Below are 20,021 nucleotides of genomic sequence, written 5' to 3' on the forward strand. Positions count from 1 at the left end.
GCGAAGATAATAAACAAATGTGGGAAATCAAGGCGCTAAGCAGGGCTAAATGAGCTCGAAACCGGCTCACGAGGTGGAAAATCGCTGCTACTAAATTGGTAACAGTACTCATATTTGCCGTTTTTTGCACACGGCCCCTAAAACGGGCGTCTCGAGGCTCCCCATAGGGGGCGACGAGCTCAATCTGGCCACGTGCAGCCCGTCCTGACCTGCGAAATCTGTACTCGCGATGCGAATGACGCCCCTAACCTTAAACTTTAGCTTGAACTTAGCTATAATGCGCTACGTTCCTACCAGGCTGTGGTTGCGGACGGACGAAATGCCCGTCCTAGTCCAAGACAGACGCGGTCAAAGGGATCCACGTAAGCGACCGCGTGCGCGCGGCGCAATCATGGCGCGTCCTAGATGTAAGCCGCACCGTCCGTTCTACTTTCTTTGGGGCAATACCGCCTCGCGGGCGAGCGGGCCAGTCGTGAAGGTGGCTGCGGCCTCCCGAGCAAACGCCCCGGTGCGCAAGTGTGGGGTCAAATACCAGGTCAGCTGGTGGGAACAACCTGATATTCCGCGCAACGCACGGATCGTATACGACACAGAAGGCAGGGTAGTGGACATGGTGAGGGGCAGCTTGATGCACGCGGCTCGGTTAGGTGCTGGGACCGCAGCGGTCATTGCCGTTTTGGGCCTGAGCGGATGCGCGTTCAACCCGCTGTCTACGTTCACGACTCCCACGATCGACCAGATCGAGTACGAGACCGTCACGCCGGCGGTGTCGGACGATGCCCTGGTCACTCCCGGAACCCTGACGGTCGCCCTCGATACTTCCGATGCGCCGCAGGCAATGCAGGGCGCCGACGGCGAGCTTACGGGGTATGCAGTCGATGCTGCCCGCGCCCTCGCAAGCCGCATGGGCCTTAAGGTCGCCTTTGTCGATGCGTCCTCGGCAGGTTCCGCGCTCGGCGACAAAAAGGCTGATATCTTTATCGGCGAGATCAACTCCACGGACGGGGACGTTAGCTCGCTCGGCACCTGCCTGTACGATGCCGCTTCCGTGTTCGGTAAAACCAGCGATGGTGGGTCGCTAAGCGTTTCCACCGATACCCTTAACACGTCTACTCTGGGTGTCCAGATGTCCTCGGCCTCGCAGGAGGCGCTTGCTAAGCAGAGCATCACCGCCAACCAAAAGACCTACTCCAACATCAACGAGTGCTTTGAGGCGCTCGAGTCCGGCGAGGTCGACTATGTAATCTGCGACTCCACGGCCGGCGGCTACCTTGCACGCCTGATGAGCGAGGTCTCCTATGCCGGTTCGCTCGAGGCGCCCTCGACGCTTGGTGTTGCGGGCCTCTCGTCCAATGACGAACTGTGCCGTGCCGTGAGCGATGCCCTCGACGGTATTACGGCCGACGGCACGCTCGAGGCGGTCCACTCTGTCTGGTATGGCAGGATGCCCTACGACCTCACCACTAAGACGGTTTCGGGCGCTAACGTGCAGCCGGGTGACTCTGAGTCCAGTGAGACCACGTCTTCCGGCAGCGAGTCCTCCGATTCCAACAATGAGACCGCATCCTCCGAGGACAAATCGTCCAGCCAGGAAGGCACCATCACCGACGACGACATTAACAAACTTAATAGCTAGTTATTGCTAGGGGTGGTGTCTCCTATACGTTGGAAAGGACGCCTCTTCACGGTTTCAACACGCACTGCCGGGCTTCCCCAATAGGGGAGCCCGGCTTTTTCATCCCTATAAAACCAGCAGGTCAAAGCCAATTTTCGGGACCAAATACAAAGCTGTCGGCTCCCTTCTATAGCGCACTTTGCCACGGAAAAGTGCGAGACTTCGGTATGCGGTATCAAGCAATCGTTATTCGGGTCTTTAGGAATCCGCGTGATTAAATGCACGGCAATGGGTACATAGCCAGTACAGTAAGTCCCCGAGGCAGATTGGAGCCACGTATGGATATCAAGGTTTCTGGACGCAAGACGACGGTAACCGATGCTCTGCGTGCGCATGTGGATGAGAAGATCGGCGAGGCGCTCAAGGTTTTCGATATCGAGCCCATGACGGTCGACGTTGTACTTCGCTATGAGAAGAACCCCTCGAACCCCAACCCGGCAATCGTCGAGGTTACGGTTCGCGCCCGCGGTTCGGTGATTCGCGTTGCCGAGCACGGTGCAGATATGTACGCCGCCATCGACCTCTCCGCCGATAAGGTCACCCGCCAGCTGCGTAAGTTCAAGACCAAGGTCGTGGACAACCGCCAGGGCGGTGCCAGCGCCGCGGATGTCGCGCCGGTCGAGCGCGTCGAGGATCTGGCCGACCTGCTGCTGCCCGAGGAGGAGGACGACCTGCTCGTCCGCGAGAAGGTTATCGACGTCACCCCGATGACTGAGGAGCAGGCGCTGGTGCAGACCGATCTGCTGGGCCACGACTTCTACGTGTTCGAGAACGCGACGACCGGTCTCATCAATGTGGTGTATCACCGTAAGAATGGTGGATATGGCATCATCAAGCCCCGCATCGAAACACTTGACGAGTAAAATACGTTAACTTGCATGAGTTAACGGTTGGCGGCCATCCCATGCGGGTGGCCGCCTTTTTACGTAAGGAGTCGCTTTGATGGACAAGGCCGCATCCGCCGGTCATTCGGACCGTTGCCGCATCGTCGTCGATACCTGCTGCGACTTTAGCCCCGAGGTCGCCGCGAACCTCGATGTCGATATCTTGGGTTTCCCCTTCATTATCGATGGCGAGGAGCGCACGGATGACATCTGGTCGAGCATCACACCCAAGGAGTTTTACGATCGCATGCGCGCCGGTGCCCGCGTGTCCACCTCGGCTGTGTCGCTCGGTCGCTATATCGAGTTCTTTACCGAGTGCGCCAAAGAGGGCACGCCCACGGTCTACCTGTGCTTTACCTCGGCGCTGTCGTCGAGCTACAACTCCGCGTGCCAGGCGGCGGACGCCGTGCGTGCCGAGTATCCCAACTTTGAGCTGTACGTGGTCGACAACGCTCTGCCCTGCGCGACCGGCGCGCTCTTGGCGCTCGAGGCCGTGCGCCAGCGTTCGGCGGGACTGACCGCCAAGCAGCTGGTCGACTGGGCAAACGAGGCTAAGACCTATGTCCACGGTTACTTTACGCTCGAGAGCTTTGACGCGCTGGCTGCCGGCGGCCGCATTCCGCCCGCGGCGGCACAGCTCACGGCAAAGCTCGACGTCAAACCCGAGCTGTCCTACGACCTGGCCGGCTCGCTGTCGCTGATCGGCGTCAACCGCGGTCGCAAGAAGGCGCTCAAGTCCATTCTCAAGTCGTTCCGCGAGAACTATGTGCCCGATCGCACCATGCCCATCGCCATTATGACGGCCGATGCCGAAAAGGACGGCGACTGGCTCGAAGCCGCCATCCGCAAGGAGGAGGGTTGCGCCGACGTCACGATCATTCGCAGCTCCGTGGGTCCCACCATTGGCTCGCACGTGGGCCCCGGCATGGTGGCCTGCGCGTTTTGGGGTAAGAACCGCGCCGACAAGGCGTCGCTTTCCGACCGCATCGCCCGCCGCGTGCGCGGTCAGTAGGCAAGTAACGCGGCCGTAATCGATCCCAACTCACAGCCCAAACGCTGGCACCGAGTATTCAACCTGGTAATAACACCCAACCCAAAAGGAAAGGTTTCATGGCAAACAAGCTCTCTGTCGCATTTATCGGCACCGGAATCATGGGTGCCCCCATCGCCGGCCACATTCTGGACGCCGGCTATCTCGTCACGGTCAACAACCGCACTAAGTCCAAGGCGGCGGCGCTTATCGAGCGCGGTGCCGTCTGGGCCGATACGCCGGCAGATGCCGCGGCGAACGCCGATGTCGTCTTTACCATGGTGGGCTATCCCTCCGAGGTCGAGGAGCTCTACCTGGCGGGCGACGGCCTGCTCGCGTGCACCAAGCCGGGCGCGGTGCTGATCGACCTCACCACGAGCTCCCCCGAGCTGGCGCGCGACATTGCCGAGGCCGCCCAGGTTTCCGGCCACATGGCGTTTGACTGCCCCGTCACCGGCGGCGAGTCTGGTGCTATCGCCGGCACGCTCACGGCTATCGTGGGCGCCACCGAGAACGATATCGCCCCAGTCCGCGACATCCTTGCCACCTTCGCGGCCAACATCTGCTGCTTCGACGGCGCTGGCAAGGGCCAGGCTGCCAAGCTCGCCAACCAGGTGTCGCTGGGCGCCTGCATGGTCGGCATGGCCGATGCGCTGGCGTTTGCCGAGCTGAGCGGCCTTGATCTGGAGAAGACCCGTCAGATGATCCTGGGCGGCACCGGCAAGTCCGGCGCCATGGAGAGCCTGGCGCCCAAGGCGCTCGATGGCGACTACAAGCCCGGCTTTATGGTCGAGCACTTCATTAAGGACCTGCGTCTGGCGCTCGCCTACGCCGATGACCGCGAGCTCGCGCTGCCCGGCGCCGACGTGGCCTTTACGCTCTACGACATGCTCGACGCTATCGGTGGCGCCAAGCTGGGCACCCAGGCCATCACGGTCCTCTATAAGGAGGAGGCCGACGCCATCGCCGCCGGTCTGGACTGGTCGAAGTATCGTCCCGAGGAGCACGGTGCCCACGAGGAAGGCTGCGGTTGCGGCGAGCATGGTGACGACCACGAGTGCGGTTGTGGCCATCACCGCGGCGAGGACCACGAGTGCTGCGGCGGCCACGGCCATGACGACGGCCACGAGTGCTGCTGTGGCCACCATCACGGGGAGTAGCGCCCATGAGCTGGACGTTCGTGGTGCTTGCGCTGGCGCTCTTTCTCTTTGCGATCTACATCGGCTTTCTGTGCGGCCAGTGGGCGTGCGAAAAGCGTGTCATCACCAAGCGCGACTACTGGATTGCCAACTTTGCAGGAGCGGCGGCAGTCGTCCTGCTGACCTGGGTGTTCTCGCTGTTCCCGCTGGTGCAGTTTGCGCCGATCGGCTGGCTCGGTGGCTTTATCGCCGGCCTTAAGATGAGCTTTGGCGAGTCCGTCGGCCCGTGGCGCAAGCACGACGAGGTCTTTAACGTCAACAAGGCTCACCGCGCCGCCGCCGACGCGGGCGATGCCGAGGAACGCCGCCGTGCACGTCGCAATGGCGCGGCCGACCGACAGCTCATCTCGGTCACCGATGACAGCAAGGGTGCTGGCAAGCACGCCAAGAAATAAAAAGAAGAGGTAACTATGGCAGAAAACAAAGACGAACAGCTCACCGACGAGGAGCTGGCACAGCTCCAGCTGGCAGAGGAGAACGAGAACGCCGTCGATCGACTGGTCCAGGAGCTCGGCTGCCCCACGCGCCGCATCCGCCAGTTTGCCGCCCGCGTGCTGCACCTGCTTGCCGAGCGCGATCCGCAGCGCGTCGTGCCCTGCGTGCCCGCGTTGATCGAGGCGCTCGACCGCCCCGAGGCGCAGACCCGCTGGGAGGCCCTCGATGCCCTGACGGCGCTCGCCACCACCTGCCCCGAGCAGCTGGGCGATGCCTTTGAAGGCGCCGAGACCGCACTGTTCGACGAGATCTCCTCCACGCTGCGCTATGCCGCCTTCCGCCTGCTGTGCGTGTGGGGTGCCACGAGCGTCGAGCGCTCGCGCGAAGCTTGGCCCATCCTGGACGAGGCCATCCAGTGCTACCACGGCGACCTTGAGTATCGCGACATGCTCGGTTGCCTGTACGAGTTTTGCCAGGGCGAGATCGACGCCGTGGTTGCCGAGAAGCTTGCGCTGCGCCTTAAGTTCGATGCCGAGAACGGTAAGGGCAGCTATCTCAAGGCCCGTTCGAGCGAGATTTGCGAAATGCTTGTTAAACGTTTTGGCCTGGATCTCTCCAAAAAGAAGAAGCGTGCTAGCGTTAAAAAATCTGACGACGCCGAAGACGAGGAGTAACAGATTATGGCGCACGATGTAGTCCTGATTCCCGGTGACGGTATCGGTCCCGAGATTACGCAGGCCATGCGCCGCGTGGTCGAGGCCACCGGTGTCCAGATCAACTGGAACGTCCAGGAGGCCGGTGCCGGCGTCATGGACGAGTTTGGCACGCCGCTGCCCCAACATGTGCTCGATGCGGTCGCCGAGACCAAGGTTGCCATCAAGGGCCCCATCACCACACCGGTCGGCACGGGCTTCCGCAGCGTTAACGTCGCCCTGCGCAAGCACTTCGACCTGTACGCCTGCGTGCGCCCCTGCCTGTCGCAGCCGGGCGACGGCTCGCGCTTCCGCGACGTCGACCTGGTCATCGTGCGCGAGAACACCGAGGACCTCTACGCCGGCATCGAGTTCGATGAGGGCGCTGCCGAGGTCGAGGAGCTCTCGCAGCTTGTCGAGCGCTCGGGCCAGAAGACCTTCGCAGCCGATTCCGCCATCTCGATCAAGCCGATCTCCATCGCCAAGAGCCGTCGCATTGTGGAGTATGCCTTTGAGTACGCCCGCCGCTGCGGCCGCAAAAAGGTGACGGCCGTGCACAAGGCCAACATCATGAAGGCGACCGACGGCCTGTTCCTGCGCGTGGCGCGCAAGGTGGCCGCCAGCTATCCCGATATCGAGTTCAACGACAAGATCGTCGACGCCACCTGCATGGGCCTGGTCCAAAACCCCAATGACTTCGATGTCCTGGTGCTGCCCAACCTGTACGGCGACATCGTGAGCGACCTGTGCGCCGGCCTGGTGGGTGGTCTGGGCATGGCACCCGGCTCCAACATCGGTGCCGACTGCGCAATCTTTGAGGCTACGCACGGCTCCGCGCCCGATATCGCTGGCCAGGATGTCGCCAACCCCACGGCCGAGATTCTCTCTGCTGCGATGATGCTCGATCACCTGGGCGAGAACGACGCCGCCAACCGCATTCGCGCCGCCGTCTCCGCCACGCTTGGCGAGGGCGAGCAGGTTACCGGTGACGTGCGCCGTGCTCAGACCGGCTCCGTCGAGGGGGCCGTGGGCACGCAGGCCTTTGCCGATGCCGTTATCGCGCACCTGGCCTAAGGTACGCACGCTGCAAACGCCTAAATAGTACTTAAGTGTTTGCGTATAACCTAAGAATGAATACGCCCGGCGCCTCGTCGGGCGTATTCTATTGGGGACTATGTTTCCTAACAAGGAGTAATTGATATGGGTCTGATTCAAAAGAAGGACGAGAAGGACGAGATCGACGGCATCCAGATCATCGAGCGCGGCGAAGGCCCCGACGGTGACGAGGACGAGAAGATCGACCTGGTCGCCGGCACGTCTGCCGAGCACATTGCCGCCGGCACGACGGCCGAGGAGGAGGATGCTCGCCTGGAGGCAAAGATCGCCGCGGACGCCGCCGACGAGAACCTCATGCCCGAGGAGCAGGACGAGGACGACTCCGATGCGGACGACCATGCATCCAAGCACAAGAAGACGATGATCGCCGCCTTTGTGGTCGCCATCGTGATTGCTGCGGTGGTCGGCTTCTTTATTGGCAATGGCGGCTTTGGCGGCAAGGGTGTCGGCTCGTCGACCCTGACCGAGGACCAGCTCGATTCGACCGTGGCAAGCTATAGCTACAACGGCAAGAAGAGCGATATCACCGCGCGCGAGGCTATCGAGAGCCAGTACAGCCTCGACACCGTCAAGGATAGCGATGGCAACTACACCGCTCCGTCTGCCGACGTTATCCTGTCCTACGTGCGCAACAAGATCCTGCTGGACGCTGCCGAGGACGAGGGCATTACCGTTTCTTCCAAGGAAATGAAGCAGTACGCCGAGGATTCCATCGGCACCTCCGACTACAAGACCATGGCCACGCAGTACGGCGTGTCCAAGGACCAGGCCAAGCAGATCGTCCGTCAGTCTGCGACGCTGCAGAAGCTCTACAAGAAGAAGGTGGGCGATGGCTCCGCAAGCATGCCGACTGCTCCGACTGAGCCTGCTGACGGCAACGAGGAGACCGCGAGCAAGGATTACGCCGACTACATCATCAACCTTGCCGGTGACGAGTGGGATAGCTCGAAGGGAACCTGGAAGGACGAGAACAGCACCTACGCTAAGGCCTTCGCCGACGATGCCTTTACCGCCGATAGTGCCACCTACAAGCAGGCCATGACCGCCTATTACACCGCCTACCAGCAGTACTCCTCGCAGGCTTCGAGCGCCAGCTCCAAGTGGACCGAGTACGCTAACGGCCTGTACGCCAAGGCCAACATCAGCATCTACGGCCTGTTCGCGTAAGGTTTGCCTGAGCTTATCGATCGCGTAGCCGAACTATCTGAATAAGCCCGCTAGAACGATATCCGTTCTAGCGGGCTATTTGCGTTTGGGCGCTGGTGGCTACATTATGCCTATTAATCTTTAAGTCCAAAGAGGTTATCGGCTTCATCGTCAGGTATATATTCCAGCACATCGCCCGGTTGGCAGTCGAGTGCCCGGCATATCGCGTCAAGAGTTGAAAAGCGCACGGCAGAAACCTTGCCCGTCTTGATACGCGACATATTGACCTGGGAGATACCCACGCGTTCCGCAAGATCTTTGGATGAGATCTTGCGTTCGGCAAGCATGCGGTCGAGCCGCAGAATAATCATGGATTCCCCCTAGAGCAACTCGTCATCTTGTATTTGCAGGATACACCCGTACTGGAAGACGCTGGCAATCAAGCTAATAATCAGGCCTGCAAAGAGCATAGAGGGGTCGAGCAGCTGGCCGCCAAGCGCATCCGTAAAGTTGCCGCCAAATCCTGAGAGTATCAGCCCCGTGGCTATGGCACCAAGAAGCTTCACAGCAACGCCGCCAATAAGGAACAAATGTCCTGCTTGACGTAGTATGCGGATGCATTCGAGGTCAAAGGGCCTTCCCGCCTTTTCAATGGCGGAGAAAAACCTGTATGCGCTTAGCGCGATGGCAAGCGCGAGGCATGTCATCATGACGCTCCCTATGGCAGTATGACCGTCGTGCGCGACAAGCATAAGAGGGGTCTGTGCGTTGGTGCCGACGAGAGCGAGAAACGGTCCTTCGCCAGCCTTAAACTCTACGGATTGAAGATAGAACCCTTGGGAGAGGCTAGGCAATATGAGTAGAAGCTCGATTGCAATGACTGCGAAGAGTCCCAGAGCGAGCGCCACGGTGGTGCAGATTGTGGCCCATTTGCAGATGTGAGTGAGCTTCCTCAGATCGGCTATTGCCTGTTCGCGGTTGATGGCTTTATTCGATTTGGATACGTTCCAGCGGATCATAGCTCCTCCAACCAATGTCTTGGATGATACTTAATTTATATAACATACTTAACGATAAACGATAAACAATTACAGATTAGAGTAAGTAATGTTTATAAGACGAATAGCGAGAGCTTATGGCATATCCAGGGAGTGAGAGTTTGGCACGTGGGGGATGGACGAGTATCGAAATTTCCCGCAACCGCGCAAGTGCTTCATCGGGTCTCCCTAATTCATATGGAAAAAGAGCTGCAAACGATTGGAAATAACCGGTGAACGGTCGAAAACTACCGTTCACCGATAATTTCTAAACTGGTTCTAACTGGTATTAAGTCAAAAAGACCAATTCACAAATCTTCACAATGACCTGCAATTTTTCTTTACGCTATTTTTAGCCGCCCCGCGTTGTATTGACACGAAAAGAGTTCCGATCTTTTGCCAAAGCATTTCGAAATGGTTTCAAAACTGCAGGTAGAAGTGTTAACGAGCGGTAAACGGTCGATTTTTTACCGTGAACGGTGCAAAAACGTTTTACTGTATGAATCAACGAAAGCAACCTCTTCTGTGGTGATATAGTGACAACAACACGTCACGTGGTTACTACCAGTTGAGAGACCACTGGTTCTCAAAGAACGCTTTCCAAGAAGCTTTAAGGGCGATTGCCCGTTGGCTTCCGAACATCATCGGACTCAGATCGTACACACCTTCGGAAGGGAAATTTGAATGGTTGGCTTTATTCTTACCGGTCATGGACAGTTCGCACCCGGCCTTGCAAGCGCTATCGCTATGGTTGCCGGCGACCAGCCCGCTTTTACCGTCGTTCCTTTCGAGGGCGACCAGGCTGCTTCCTACGATGAGGATCTCCGCGCCGCTATTACCGCCATGCGCGAGGAGTGCGATGGCGTGCTCGTCTTTACCGACCTGCTTGGCGGTACCCCGTTCAACCAGTCGATGATGATCGCCCAGGATGTCGACAATGTCGAGGTCCTGACCGGCACCAACCTTCCCATGGTTATTGAGCTTCTGTTCCTCCGCGGTAACGCCACGCTCGCCGAGCTTGGCGAGCAGGCCGTGACCGTTGGCCAGACGGGCATCACCGCCCAGACGGTCGCATCCGTTGCCGGCTCCGACGAAGAGGATATCTTCGGCGACGAGGACGGCATCTAATGGCCGATTTCGGAGCCAACGTCCTGAGCTCCTCGGTCGCCCTTTTAGGCCTGCTTGTCATTATGGGCTTGATTTACACCATCTGGTCGCAAATCAACATGAAGAAGAAGCAGAAGTACTTCAAGGAGCTGCACACCGAGCTCAAGCCGGGTCAGGAGGTTCTTTTCGCCGGCGGTATCTACGGAACCGTCAAAGGCATCGAAGGCGAGAAGGTCCAGATCAAAGTCCGATCCGGCGCCGTTGTAGATGTTTCGCGTTACGCGATTCAGGAGATCAAGTAACTGTCGTCAGCAAATAACGAAAGGAAGCTGATCAACATGGCAGAACCCAACATTCTTCTTACCCGCATCGATAACCGACTGGTCCATGGTCAGGTCGCTACCCAGTGGAACTCCACCCTGGGCTCCAACCTCATTCTCGTCGCCAACGACGATGTGTCGACCAACACCATGCGCCAGAACCTCATGAAGATGGCCGCTCCCGCCGGCGTCGCTACGCGTTTCTTCTCCCTGCAGAAGACCATCGACGTCATCGGCAAGGCGAGCCCGCGCCAGAAGATCTTCATCGTGGCCGAAACACCGGAAGACGTGCTTACGCTCGTCAAGGGCGGTGTGCCTATAAAGAAGGTAAACATCGGCAACATGCACATGTCGGAAGGAAAGCGCCAAGTCGCCACCTCCGTCGCAGTTAACGACGAGGATGTCGCTGCGTTTAAAGAGCTGCAGGAATTGGGGGTGGAGTTGGAGATCAGGCGCGTTCCGAGCACGCCTGTTGAGGACACGAGCAAGCTCTTCTCGTAGTCTTCGTGATCCACGTTGTCAGGAGTGAAACCCTGACACTCTGTACGTGAAATCCAAAGTGCGTACATACATTTTGAAAGGAGGAGCAAGATGGAATACTCGATCATCCAGGTCGCTCTGGTCTTCATCGTCACGTTCGTCGCGGCAATCGACCAGTTCAACTTCCTCGAGTCTCTCTATCAGCCCATCGTCACCGGCGCCGTCATCGGTCTTATCCTTGGCGACCTCAACACCGGTCTTCTCGTGGGTGGTACTTATCAGCTCATGACGATCGGCAACATGCCGATCGGAGGCGCTCAGCCGCCTAACGCCGTCATCGGCGGCATCATGGCAGCCATTCTCGCTATCGCTACGGGCCTCGAGCCCAACGCGGCAGTCGGCCTTGCCATTCCGTTCGCTCTGCTTGGTCAGCTCGGCGTTACCCTGGTCTTCACGCTTATGTCGCCGCTCATGTCCTCTGCGGACAACATGGCTCACAACGCTGACACCAAGGGTATCGAGCGTCTGAACTACTTCGCCATGGCTCTGCTCGGCCTGATCTTCGCCGTCGTCGTCACCCTGTTCTTCATCGCTGGCGCCACCATCGGTCAGACCATCGCTTCCGCCATCCCGACTTGGCTGCAGACCGGTCTTTCCGCTGCAGGCGGCATGATGCGCTTCGTCGGCTTCGCCGTCCTGCTCAAGGTTATGATGAACCGCGATATGTGGGGCTTCTTCCTCATGGGCTTTGGCCTCGCGCTCATCACCGTTGCCAACGATTCTCTGGCAACCCCTGCTCTGCTCATCCTCGCTCTCATCGGCTTCGGCATCGCTTTCTGGGACTTCCAGCAGCAGACCGAGCTGAAGGGTGCAGCTGTTTCTGACGGAGGTGACTTCGAAGATGGCATCTAATGAGTATGTGATCCCGGAGCACTACGAGGATCTCACTCCTGCTCCGCAGCTCGACCAGAAGACCCTCAACAAGATGGCTTGGCGTTCCTGCTTCCTGCAGGCCTCGTTCAACTACGAGCGTATGCAGGCCGCTGGTTGGCTCTACTCCATCATCCCCGGTCTGGAGAAGATCCACACCAACAAGAACGACCTCGCGGCTTCCATGAGCCACAACCTGGAGTTCTTCAACACTCACCCGTTCCTCGTCACCTTTGTTATGGGCATCGTGCTTTCGCTCGAGCAGAACAAGGTTGACATCCCCACGATTCGCGCCGTCCGCGTCGCCGCAATGGGCCCGCTCGGTGGTATTGGTGACGCCCTGTTCTGGCTGACGCTCGTGCCTATCACGGCCGGCATCACCTCCAACATGGCCATCAACGGCAACGCCGCTGCGCCGATCATCTTCCTGGTGATCTTCAACGTCGTCCAGTTCGCACTGCGCTTCTGGCTCATGAACTGGTCCTACAAGCTTGGCACCAGCGCTATTGACGCTCTGACCGCCAACATGCAGGCCTTCACGCGTGCCGCTTCCATCATGGGCGTCTTCGTCGTCGGTTGCCTGGTCGTCACCATGGGTGGCACCCAGATCAACCTCCAGATCCCCAACGGCACCACCCGTGGCCTTGCCCCTACTACCGTGATCGTCTCCGAGAAGGAGGCCGAGAACTTCACCGGTATGGAGGGCATCGATACCGAGACCGCTGAGGCCGGTACCATCGCCATGACCGATGAGGACGGCAACGCCCTCACCGCCGTCGATGCCGACGGCAACGAGGTCAAGTGCGGCGTCGCCGATCTGGGCAACGGCATGGAGTCCGTGACCTACGCTACCGTCACCGAGGATCCGGTCAACTTCTCTGTTGCCGACACCCTCAACACCATCGTCCCGAAGCTCGTTCCGCTTATGCTTACGCTGCTGCTTTACTACATGTTCGCTAAGCACAGCTGGACCCCGACCAAGGGCATTCTGCTGCTCTTCGTCCTGGGCATCCTGGGCGCTGGCCCGCTTGGTCTCTGGCCGAGCATCTGGTAAGGCTCTAGCTTGAGGGGTGTGTCCCTACGCGGCTCACACCCCGACCCCTTAAGCCATGTGTATGTTAAAAGCCGCGTGCTCGAAAGAGCGCGCGGCTTTTGTTTTCTTGTTGATTCGGGTGTGGCAGACAGATAATGCATAACACCCTAGGTGGTTAGCCGAATTCGAGCAAAAGGGAGGATAGGATGGCGATCGGAGCGCGTAAGCAACCGCTGTACGATCAGCTGGTCGATATTCTGACCGAAAAGATTGACCATGAATATCGCGCCGGTGACATGATTCCTTCCGAGCGCGAACTTTCGGAGCGCTATGGTCTCTCGCGCACTACGGTACGCCTGGCTCTGCAGGAACTGGAGCGTTTAGGACTGGTGGTTCGGCAGCACGGTCGCGGTACCTTTGTGACCGACCGTTCGGCAAAGGCAACCAATCTTATGCAGTCCTACAGCTTTACCGAGCAGATGCGCGCGATGGGTCGTGTCCCTGAGACCACGATTCTCGAGTTTTGCGAGATGGAGGCCGATAAGAATCTGGCCGAGCATATGGGATTGCGTATCGGTGATCGCATTTTTAAGCTCAAGCGCCTTCGTTCTGCCGACAACATGCCCATGATGGTCGAACGCAGCTATCTACCGGTTCGTCAATTTCTATCCCTAAAGCGACCGCTGCTGGAGCGTAAGCCGCTTTACGATGTGATTGAGCAAGACTTTCAGCAAAAGATACGCGTGGCCGAAGAGGAGTTCTATGCGAGCATAGCCCGTCCCACCGATGCCCACCTTTTGGAAATTGTCGAGGGCTCGCCTGTGCTCGATTTGGTTAGGACTACGTATAACGAGTCAAACGAGGTTGTGGAGTATACGCTCTCGGTTGCTCGTGCCGATCAGTTTAAATACAAGGTTTACCACCAGCGTAGCGACTAGTGTTGGCATCGTTTCCATATGATGATTGTTTGTATTTAACTGGTTACTACCAGATAACCAACCGAAGTGTATAATTGCACGTCAGAGGATTACTTCTAGAGAGAGGTATTAGAAATGTTCGAGAAGAGTGTCGAGGAGCTCACCGAGCTCGGCGCCCAGATCACCACGGCCGAGATTGCTCAGCAGCCCGAGCTTTGGCGTGATACGCTCAACATCTATCGCGAGAACAAGGAGGCCATCGAGGCCTTTCTGGCTGAGGCTCGCGCTATGGGCGAGGGCCGTCTGTCCGTTGTCTTCACCGGTGCCGGTACGTCCGACTATGTTGGCGATACCTGCGCCCCGTACCTGCGTCACGCTGGCAACACTGATCTCTACGACTTTAAGCCCATCGCCACGACCGATATCGTGAGCGCCCCGCGCGACTTCCTGCGCGCCGAGGATCCCACGCTCGTGGTTTCCTTTGCCCGCTCTGGCAACAGCCCCGAGAGCCTTGCCGCCGTCGCCGTTGCCAAGGAGCTCGTCCACAACGTCAAGTTCCTCAACATCACCTGCGCTCCCGAGGGCAAGCTCGCTGTCGAGTCCGCTGATGATCCCAATGCGCTGACGCTGCTCATCCCGCGCGCCAACGACAAGGGCTTCGCCATGACCGGCTCCTACACCTGCATGACCCTGCTCTCTACTCTCATCTTTGACGAGGCTTCCGACGAGCAGAAGGCCGAGTGGGTCGAGACCATCGCCAAGATGGGCGAGGAGGTCATCGCTCGCGAGTCTGAGGTTGCCGACTACCTCGCTGTCGACTTCAACCGCGTGACCTACCTTGGCTCCGGCTCCTTTGGCGGCCTTGCTCAGGAGAGCCAGCTCAAGATACTCGAGCTTGCTCATGGCCTGGTTGCCACTTCCTACGACACCTCCATGGGCTATCGTCACGGACCTAAGTCCTTCGTCGACGATAAGACGCTCGTCTTCGTATTCGTCAACAACGACGCCTACACCCGTCAGTACGACATCGACATCCTCAACGAGATCGGTGGCGACGATATTGCTCAGCGCACCGTTGCCGTTCAGCAGGATGGCGCTACTGTCTACGAGGGTGAGTCCTTCACCTTTAAGGGCTATGAGGCACTCCCCGAGGGTTACCTTGCTCTGCCGTTCGTGATGTTTGCCCAGGCAATCAGCCTGCTCAACTCCGTGCGCGTGGGCAACACGCCCGATACGCCGAGCCCCACCGGCACGGTCAACCGCGTGGTCAAGGGCGTGACGATTCACCCCTTCACCGCTTAATCGCGTCCCCCTGTAAGGGCGCCCGTCCGCTCATAACGGCGGGCGGGCGCTTTTTGTTTTACGTGAGCTGGGTATAAGCATCACCACAGTCAACTGCTTTAGAAGCAAGGAGTGCATATGAGCACGTACGCAATTAAGGCTGACAAGTTCTTCTTGCCGGCAGGCCCGCAACTGGGCGGCTATCTTATGGTCGAGGATGGCGTCTTTGGCGCCTGGCAGGCCGACGAGCCCTCTTGCGAGATTAAGGATTACACGGGATCGTGGATCGCACCGGGTATGGTCGACACCCACATCCATGGCTTCTATAACCACTCGACTACCGATAACGATCCCGAGGGCATCGATATCAGCTCGACCGAGCTCGCCCGTCGCGGCACCACCAGCTGGCTGCCCACGACGTTCACCGATGGCGTCGAGCAGATTAAGGACGCCTGCGCCGCCATCGCCCAGGCGGACGAGGGTCGCGGCCCCGACTTCTGCGGTGCTCGCATTCAGGGCATCTACCTGGAGGGCCCCTTCTTTACCATGAAGCACGTGGGCGCGCAGAACCCCGCTTATCTGATCGACCCCTCCGAGGAGGTCTTCGATCAGTGGCAGGAGGCTGCGGGCGGTCGCATCGTTAAGAGCGCCATGGCGGCCGAGCGCGACGGTGCCGCTGCTTATGCGGCTGCTCTGAACGCCAAGGGTGTGGTGACCAGCATCGGTCACTCCGACGCCACCTACGATGAGTGCATCGCTGCCATCAACGCCGGTGCCAGCTGCTTTACGCATACCTATAACGGCCAGCGCGGGCTGCATCACCGTGAGCCCGGTGTCGTGGGTGCTGCTATGTCCACGTCCGAGACCTACGCCGAGATCATCTGTGACGGCAAGCACGTAAACCCTGCCGCCATCAAGGCGCTGCTGCAGGCCAAGGGCTGGCAGCACACGGTACTCATCACCGACTGCCTGGGCTGCGGCGGCATGCCCGAGGGCAGCTACACCAGCGGCGGCATGGACGTCATCATGAAGGACAACCTGTGCTGGCTCGCCGATGGCAAGAGCATTGCCGGCTCGGTGCTCACGCTTGCCCAGGGCGTCAAGAACATCGTCGACTGGGGCATCGCCAGCGCCGATATCGCCATTCGCATGGCAACCGAGGTGCCGGCACGCTCCGCGCACATCGAGGATAAGTGCGGCAGCATCATGCCGGGTCGCGACGCCGACTTTGTCGTGTTCGACCATGAGCTCACCCTCGTCGAGACGTATGTTGGCGGCCAGAGCGTCGGCAACGCCTTTACCGAGTAACGAAAGAAAAAGACGGCGGGCCCGAATCTGCTCGGACCCGCCGTACGGGTTAAACGCTCAAAAGCACCTTTACAGTTACAGCTTGCTAGCGATTTTCTTTGCCGTACGCTTAACGCCGGCCACCAGGCCTCCTGCAGGATGCTCCTTCTCGTATGCTAGGCGCTTCTCGCGCTTGGCGTACTCTTCGACGATGATGTCTCCATACTCGTCTTCGATCTTGTCGAAGAAGTCGACGGCACCCTTAATTTCCTCAGCGGTCGGGTGCCCCTTTTGGACACCGCCGGTGAGTTTGAACGGCCCCCACGTATCAAAGCCGGGGCAGCCGTAGACACCCATAAAGATGGCCTGCCTCATGCGGCAGATGCCATCGATATCCTTGCCGTACCACTTGTTTTTGCCACCGTAGGTCATAAGGCCAAACACCTTGTCCTGCGGCTGCAACACGTTAGTGAGCACGCGTGCCATGTCCTTGTCGATCTCGGAGTAATAGATGCCCGTGGCGACACCAATCAGATGGTATTCGTGCAGGTTGGGATACTCGTTTTTGCCGAGTGTTTTCACGTCGAGGGTATCGATTTCGGGGTGCGCCTCGACGATGGCGTCCACGAGCTTTTTCGTATTGCCGTGGTGGCGTGAGGCATAAAGAATGATGGTTCGCATAAGAAGGCCTTTCAGCTGTAATTGCATCAATGTCTGTATGGTACCCCGTTACATGGCCGGGATACCGGACGCATCGATGAGCGTGCGGGTTTGTTCTATGGTTAGGATTGAAACGGGCGCTTGCGTGAAATAAAGCAGTTGTTCGAAAGGATGGGTAATGGAATACGCTCTCTCCAACGATTCGATTTCTATTAAGGTTTCCACGGCTGGTGGCTCGTTTACCTCGATTGAGGCCGGAGGTCGCGAGTACTTGTGGCAGGGTGATCCCACCGTGTGGTCCGGCCAGGCGCCGATTTGCTTCCCGATTTGCGGAGGCTTGCGCGACAACAGCGCCATGACGTTTGCCGGGCATCATGTAAAGCTCGCTCGCCACGGCTTTGCGCGCAAGCAGGAGTGGAAGCTGCTGAGCCAAGGCGAGAACGAGTTGGCTATGTGCCTGGCTTCGGAGGATAACGCCGCGCTGCTGAGCGATTATCCGTATCCGTTTAGGCTCGTCGCCCGCTATACGCTCGAGGACGCCGCCGTGCGTGTCTCCTATGAGGTTACCAACGAGGGCACCGAGGACATGCCGTTCTTTATCGGTGGGCATCCCGGCTTTAGGTGCCCGCTCGATGAGGGCGAGGCCTATACGGACTACGAGTTGCGCTTTGAGAAAGAAGAGGCTGCAGAGCTTTGCACCGCTGTCCCTTCGACTGGCTTGATTGACGTGGACAAGCGCTCCAAGAACCCCATGGTGGGAAAGACGCTGCCCCTGTCGCACGAGCTCTTCGATTTTGTGGAGACCATCTTTGACGTGCTCGAGAGCCGCCAGGTCACGATTTCCAAAAAGGGCGAGGACAAGGGCGTTCGCCTGAGCTTTGAGGGCTTCCCATATCTCATTGTGTGGAGCAAGCCCGAGGGTGATTTTGTGGCAGTTGAGCCTTGGGGCGGCCTTTCGACCTGCTCCGATGAGGACGACGTGCTTGAGCATAAGCGTGGCTGCCTTGTCGCCAAGCCCAAGGAGACCGTCGTTCGCTCGTTCACGATTGAGATTCTGTAATTCCGTTTTGTCGACTCGTATCGCGAGGCACAAGGAGCCTGCGAGATAAGGAGCTAAAAATGATCCTCACCGTTACGATGAACCCGTCCGTCGATACACGCTATCAGCTCGATGAGCTCATTATCGACGACGTTAACCGTGTGACGCCCGAAAAGACCGCCGGCGGCAAGGGTCTCAACGTGGCCCGTGTACTGGGTCAGCTGGGCGACGACGTTGTGGCAACCGGTCTACTCGGCGGCCACATGGGCGCCTACATGGCCGAGCTCATGGATGCCAACGGCATTAAGAATGATTTTGTACCCATCAAGGGCGAGACTCGCATTTGCCTTAACATCCTCCACGCCGGCAACCAGACCGAGCTACTCGAGAGCGGCCCGACGATTGCCCCCGAGGAGCTCGATGCCTTTACCGCCAAGTTCGCCGAGCTTGCGAGCAAGGCCGCTGTCGTTACCATCTCGGGTTCGCTGCCCCGTGGTGTCGAGGCAGGCTACTACGCCAAGATCACGGGTATTGCCGAGAACGCCGGCGCCAAGGTGCTGCTCGATACCTCGGGTGCTTCGCTCGAGGCCGCCCTTAAGTCCGAAATTAAGCCCGAGCTGGTCAAGCCTAACCTGACCGAGATTAACGGCCTTCTGGGCACGAGCTTTACCACCGACGATGTGGACGAGCTCCGCGCCGCGCTCGCCTCTGATGCCCGCTTCTCCGATATCCCCTGGGTCGTCGTGTCCATGGGCGCTGCCGGCTCCGTGGGCTTCCATAATGGCCGTGCATTCCGCGCCAAGACCCCCGATATCCCCGCCGTTAACGCTACGGGCTCTGGCGATTCGACCATTGCCGGCTTCGCGCATGCGATTGCTGCTGGCGCGGATGACGAGACGGTGCTGCGTACCGCCAACACCTGCGGCAAGCTCAATGCCATGGATCCCATGACCGGCCATCTGGTCATGGACCGTTGGGACGAGGTCTACAACGGCGTTGTCGTGACCGAGCTGTAAAAGCCTGGGCGTCGGCCCCGGCATTGCTTGCTAGCTCATGTCGACGACAAGTGCGGTAACATTATGCTGGGGCGCGACGCCGAGTTTGTCGTGTTCAATCCCGACCTTACCCTGGTCGAGGCGTATGTGGGTGGCAACAGCATCGGTAACGCGTTTGCCGATTAGCCGCCAAAGAAGCGATCCGAGAGGGGATTTAGATGATTTACGGTGCATTGGGCGATATCGAGGAGTACCGCGGAATGCTCAAGGGCCTCGACGTGCTGATCGACTGGCTCGAGGAGAACGACCCGGCAGAGCTCGAGGTCGGCAGCCATCCGATTCTGGGCGACAAGGTCTATGCGAACGTCATGGCTCCCACGACGCGTCCCGAGGCCGAGGCTCACTATGAGACGCATCAGCGCTATCACGACCTGCAGATCGACGTCGAGGGTCGCGAGGCCTTTAAGGTCGCCACGGGCAGCCTGACGCTGGTTCAGGAGTTTGACGAGAAGGACGACTACGATCTGGTCGATTCCGACGCTTCGATCGCCGGCGATCTTGCCGACGACAAGTTTGCGCTGTTCGTTGCCGGCGAGCCTCACATGCCCACGCTCGAGTTCCCGGGCGATGGCGCACAACCGATCAAGAAGATCTGCTTTAAGCTGCTTGCCGACGCCTACTGGGAGGAGTAGCGAGCTGCTCGGCTGAGTTGTTCGTCTGATGGCGTGATTCCCCTAGGGAAATCACGCTAGGACCCC

At 58.9% G+C, this 20,021-nt stretch carries 23 protein-coding genes; 20 read left to right on the forward strand and 3 right to left on the reverse strand.

The features are described 5' to 3' along the window. The first annotated feature begins 628 nt into the window (after positions 1-628). The 8 genes from DWX63_RS06435 to DWX63_RS06470 all read left to right on the forward strand — a co-directional run bounded on the left by DWX63_RS06435 (position 629) and on the right by DWX63_RS06470 (position 8,198). Positions 629-1,636: an ABC transporter substrate-binding protein gene (locus DWX63_RS06435; RefSeq protein WP_158559628.1), complete on the forward strand. Its 1,008-nt coding sequence runs from the start codon at positions 629-631 to the stop codon at positions 1,634-1,636. Between the two features lie 317 nt (positions 1,637-1,953). Further along, complete coding sequence (gene hpf, locus DWX63_RS06440) at positions 1,954-2,538, forward strand: ribosome hibernation-promoting factor, HPF/YfiA family (protein ID WP_035137685.1); 585 nt, start codon at positions 1,954-1,956, stop codon at positions 2,536-2,538. Positions 2,539-2,617: 79 nt separating this feature from the next. After that, positions 2,618-3,571 (forward strand): DegV family protein, encoded by a 954-nt coding sequence (locus DWX63_RS06445; protein WP_117635812.1) that lies wholly within the window; start codon positions 2,618-2,620, stop codon positions 3,569-3,571. A gap of 98 nt (positions 3,572-3,669) precedes the next feature. After that, positions 3,670-4,749 carry an NAD(P)-dependent oxidoreductase gene (locus DWX63_RS06450; protein WP_117843174.1) on the forward strand — a complete coding sequence of 360 codons (1,080 nt, stop codon included), beginning with the start codon at positions 3,670-3,672 and terminating at the stop codon, positions 4,747-4,749. A gap of 5 nt (positions 4,750-4,754) precedes the next feature. Beyond that, a complete protein-coding gene (locus DWX63_RS06455; RefSeq protein ID WP_117716283.1) occupies positions 4,755-5,183 on the forward strand; it encodes a hypothetical protein in 429 nt (142 codons plus the stop codon). Between the two features lie 15 nt (positions 5,184-5,198). Further along, complete coding sequence (locus tag DWX63_RS06460) at positions 5,199-5,897, forward strand: HEAT repeat domain-containing protein (RefSeq protein ID WP_117843175.1); 699 nt, start codon at positions 5,199-5,201, stop codon at positions 5,895-5,897. 6 nt (positions 5,898-5,903) lie between these two features. Continuing rightward, positions 5,904-6,989, forward strand: coding sequence for an isocitrate/isopropylmalate dehydrogenase family protein (locus DWX63_RS06465; protein ID WP_117843176.1), 1,086 nt, complete (start codon positions 5,904-5,906; stop codon positions 6,987-6,989). Positions 6,990-7,115: 126 nt separating this feature from the next. Next, positions 7,116-8,198, forward strand: coding sequence for a hypothetical protein (locus DWX63_RS06470; protein WP_117843177.1), 1,083 nt, complete (start codon positions 7,116-7,118; stop codon positions 8,196-8,198). A 113-nt stretch (positions 8,199-8,311) separates the two neighbouring features. Here DWX63_RS06470 and DWX63_RS06475 read toward each other — a convergent pair whose 3' ends face one another. Both DWX63_RS06475 and DWX63_RS06480 read right to left on the reverse strand, forming a co-directional pair. Beyond that, the gene (locus DWX63_RS06475) at positions 8,312-8,548 is read right to left on the reverse strand and encodes a helix-turn-helix transcriptional regulator (protein WP_117843178.1); all 237 of its coding nucleotides are present in this window, start codon (positions 8,546-8,548) and stop codon (positions 8,312-8,314) included. Positions 8,549-8,557: 9 nt separating this feature from the next. Further along, positions 8,558-9,196, reverse strand: coding sequence for a hypothetical protein (locus DWX63_RS06480; protein ID WP_117843179.1), 639 nt, complete (start codon positions 9,194-9,196; stop codon positions 8,558-8,560). Positions 9,197-9,898: 702 nt separating this feature from the next. Here DWX63_RS06480 and DWX63_RS06485 point away from each other — a divergent pair. The 8 genes from DWX63_RS06485 (at position 9,899) to nagA (ending at position 16,590) form a co-directional block, all read left to right on the forward strand. Further along, a complete protein-coding gene (locus DWX63_RS06485; RefSeq protein WP_117843180.1) occupies positions 9,899-10,342 on the forward strand; it encodes a PTS fructose transporter subunit IIA in 444 nt (147 codons plus the stop codon). Further along, positions 10,342-10,623 (forward strand): preprotein translocase subunit YajC, encoded by a 282-nt coding sequence (gene yajC, locus DWX63_RS06490; RefSeq protein WP_022094612.1) that lies wholly within the window; start codon positions 10,342-10,344, stop codon positions 10,621-10,623. Before DWX63_RS06485 ends, yajC begins: the two co-directional genes overlap by 1 nt. Positions 10,624-10,659: 36 nt before the next feature. Continuing rightward, positions 10,660-11,142, forward strand: coding sequence for a PTS N-acetylgalactosamine transporter subunit IIB (gene agaV, locus DWX63_RS06495; protein ID WP_089572404.1), 483 nt, complete (start codon positions 10,660-10,662; stop codon positions 11,140-11,142). A 90-nt stretch (positions 11,143-11,232) separates the two neighbouring features. Further along, positions 11,233-12,033 (forward strand): PTS sugar transporter subunit IIC, encoded by an 801-nt coding sequence (locus tag DWX63_RS06500; protein ID WP_089572403.1) that lies wholly within the window; start codon positions 11,233-11,235, stop codon positions 12,031-12,033. Beyond that, on the forward strand, positions 12,023-13,105 hold the full coding sequence (locus DWX63_RS06505; RefSeq protein WP_089572402.1) for a PTS system mannose/fructose/sorbose family transporter subunit IID: 1,083 nt from the start codon (positions 12,023-12,025) through the stop codon (positions 13,103-13,105). The genes DWX63_RS06500 and DWX63_RS06505 overlap by 11 nt, the downstream gene beginning before the upstream one ends. Before the next feature lie 185 nt (positions 13,106-13,290). Further along, on the forward strand, positions 13,291-14,022 hold the full coding sequence (locus tag DWX63_RS06510; RefSeq protein ID WP_117756828.1) for a GntR family transcriptional regulator: 732 nt from the start codon (positions 13,291-13,293) through the stop codon (positions 14,020-14,022). 114 nt (positions 14,023-14,136) lie between these two features. Continuing rightward, on the forward strand, positions 14,137-15,303 hold the full coding sequence (locus DWX63_RS06515; RefSeq protein WP_117843181.1) for an SIS domain-containing protein: 1,167 nt from the start codon (positions 14,137-14,139) through the stop codon (positions 15,301-15,303). A 117-nt stretch (positions 15,304-15,420) separates the two neighbouring features. After that, positions 15,421-16,590, forward strand: coding sequence for an N-acetylglucosamine-6-phosphate deacetylase (nagA, locus tag DWX63_RS06520; protein ID WP_117646248.1), 1,170 nt, complete (start codon positions 15,421-15,423; stop codon positions 16,588-16,590). Positions 16,591-16,665: 75 nt separating this feature from the next. Here the strand turns inward: nagA and DWX63_RS06525 are convergent, their stop codons facing one another. After that, positions 16,666-17,250 (reverse strand): hypothetical protein, encoded by a 585-nt coding sequence (locus DWX63_RS06525; protein ID WP_089572399.1) that lies wholly within the window; start codon positions 17,248-17,250, stop codon positions 16,666-16,668. A gap of 157 nt (positions 17,251-17,407) precedes the next feature. On the opposite strand from DWX63_RS06525, the gene DWX63_RS06530 reads away from it, so the two are divergent. From DWX63_RS06530 to DWX63_RS06540, 4 genes are read left to right on the forward strand one after another with little or no spacing between them, the layout of a single operon-like run. Next, positions 17,408-18,289, forward strand: coding sequence for an aldose 1-epimerase family protein (locus tag DWX63_RS06530; protein WP_117843182.1), 882 nt, complete (start codon positions 17,408-17,410; stop codon positions 18,287-18,289). 59 nt (positions 18,290-18,348) lie between these two features. Further along, the gene (locus DWX63_RS06535) at positions 18,349-19,284 is read left to right on the forward strand and encodes a hexose kinase (RefSeq protein ID WP_117648435.1); all 936 of its coding nucleotides are present in this window, start codon (positions 18,349-18,351) and stop codon (positions 19,282-19,284) included. Positions 19,285-19,311: 27 nt separating this feature from the next. Next, positions 19,312-19,449, forward strand: coding sequence for a hypothetical protein (locus DWX63_RS11220; RefSeq protein ID WP_158559629.1), 138 nt, complete (start codon positions 19,312-19,314; stop codon positions 19,447-19,449). Positions 19,450-19,481: 32 nt separating this feature from the next. After that, positions 19,482-19,955, forward strand: coding sequence for a YhcH/YjgK/YiaL family protein (locus DWX63_RS06540; RefSeq protein ID WP_117583557.1), 474 nt, complete (start codon positions 19,482-19,484; stop codon positions 19,953-19,955). Positions 19,956-20,021: the final 66 nt, after the last annotated feature.

The sequence above is a fragment of the Collinsella sp. AF20-14LB genome (assembly GCF_003459505.1).
GTDB lineage: Bacteria > Actinomycetota > Coriobacteriia > Coriobacteriales > Coriobacteriaceae > Collinsella.

Excerpts from the sequence above, each read along its gene's own strand:
- DWX63_RS06485 (WP_117843180.1), top strand. The coding sequence starts at position 9,899 with ATGGTTGGCTTTATTCTTACCGGTCATGGACAGTTCGCACCCGGCCTT.
- DWX63_RS06500 (WP_089572403.1), top strand. The coding sequence starts at position 11,233 with ATGGAATACTCGATCATCCAGGTCGCTCTGGTCTTCATCGTCACGTTC.
- DWX63_RS06445 (WP_117635812.1), top strand. The coding sequence starts at position 2,618 with ATGGACAAGGCCGCATCCGCCGGTCATTCGGACCGTTGCCGCATCGTC.
- DWX63_RS06475 (WP_117843178.1), bottom strand. The coding sequence starts at position 8,548 with ATGATTATTCTGCGGCTCGACCGCATGCTTGCCGAACGCAAGATCTCA.
- agaV (WP_089572404.1), top strand. The coding sequence starts at position 10,660 with ATGGCAGAACCCAACATTCTTCTTACCCGCATCGATAACCGACTGGTC.
- DWX63_RS06480 (WP_117843179.1), bottom strand. The coding sequence starts at position 9,196 with ATGATCCGCTGGAACGTATCCAAATCGAATAAAGCCATCAACCGCGAA.
- DWX63_RS06470 (WP_117843177.1), top strand. The coding sequence starts at position 7,116 with ATGGGTCTGATTCAAAAGAAGGACGAGAAGGACGAGATCGACGGCATC.
- DWX63_RS06465 (WP_117843176.1), top strand. The coding sequence starts at position 5,904 with ATGGCGCACGATGTAGTCCTGATTCCCGGTGACGGTATCGGTCCCGAG.
- DWX63_RS06435 (WP_158559628.1), top strand. The coding sequence starts at position 629 with ATGCACGCGGCTCGGTTAGGTGCTGGGACCGCAGCGGTCATTGCCGTT.
- DWX63_RS06535 (WP_117648435.1), top strand. The coding sequence starts at position 18,349 with ATGATCCTCACCGTTACGATGAACCCGTCCGTCGATACACGCTATCAG.
- yajC (WP_022094612.1), top strand. The coding sequence starts at position 10,342 with ATGGCCGATTTCGGAGCCAACGTCCTGAGCTCCTCGGTCGCCCTTTTA.
- DWX63_RS06455 (WP_117716283.1), top strand. The coding sequence starts at position 4,755 with ATGAGCTGGACGTTCGTGGTGCTTGCGCTGGCGCTCTTTCTCTTTGCG.
- nagA (WP_117646248.1), top strand. The coding sequence starts at position 15,421 with ATGAGCACGTACGCAATTAAGGCTGACAAGTTCTTCTTGCCGGCAGGC.
- DWX63_RS06460 (WP_117843175.1), top strand. The coding sequence starts at position 5,199 with ATGGCAGAAAACAAAGACGAACAGCTCACCGACGAGGAGCTGGCACAG.
- DWX63_RS06540 (WP_117583557.1), top strand. The coding sequence starts at position 19,482 with ATGATTTACGGTGCATTGGGCGATATCGAGGAGTACCGCGGAATGCTC.
- DWX63_RS06505 (WP_089572402.1), top strand. The coding sequence starts at position 12,023 with ATGGCATCTAATGAGTATGTGATCCCGGAGCACTACGAGGATCTCACT.
- hpf (WP_035137685.1), top strand. The coding sequence starts at position 1,954 with ATGGATATCAAGGTTTCTGGACGCAAGACGACGGTAACCGATGCTCTG.
- DWX63_RS06510 (WP_117756828.1), top strand. The coding sequence starts at position 13,291 with ATGGCGATCGGAGCGCGTAAGCAACCGCTGTACGATCAGCTGGTCGAT.
- DWX63_RS06515 (WP_117843181.1), top strand. The coding sequence starts at position 14,137 with ATGTTCGAGAAGAGTGTCGAGGAGCTCACCGAGCTCGGCGCCCAGATC.
- DWX63_RS06450 (WP_117843174.1), top strand. The coding sequence starts at position 3,670 with ATGGCAAACAAGCTCTCTGTCGCATTTATCGGCACCGGAATCATGGGT.
- DWX63_RS06530 (WP_117843182.1), top strand. The coding sequence starts at position 17,408 with ATGGAATACGCTCTCTCCAACGATTCGATTTCTATTAAGGTTTCCACG.
- DWX63_RS06525 (WP_089572399.1), bottom strand. The coding sequence starts at position 17,250 with ATGCGAACCATCATTCTTTATGCCTCACGCCACCACGGCAATACGAAA.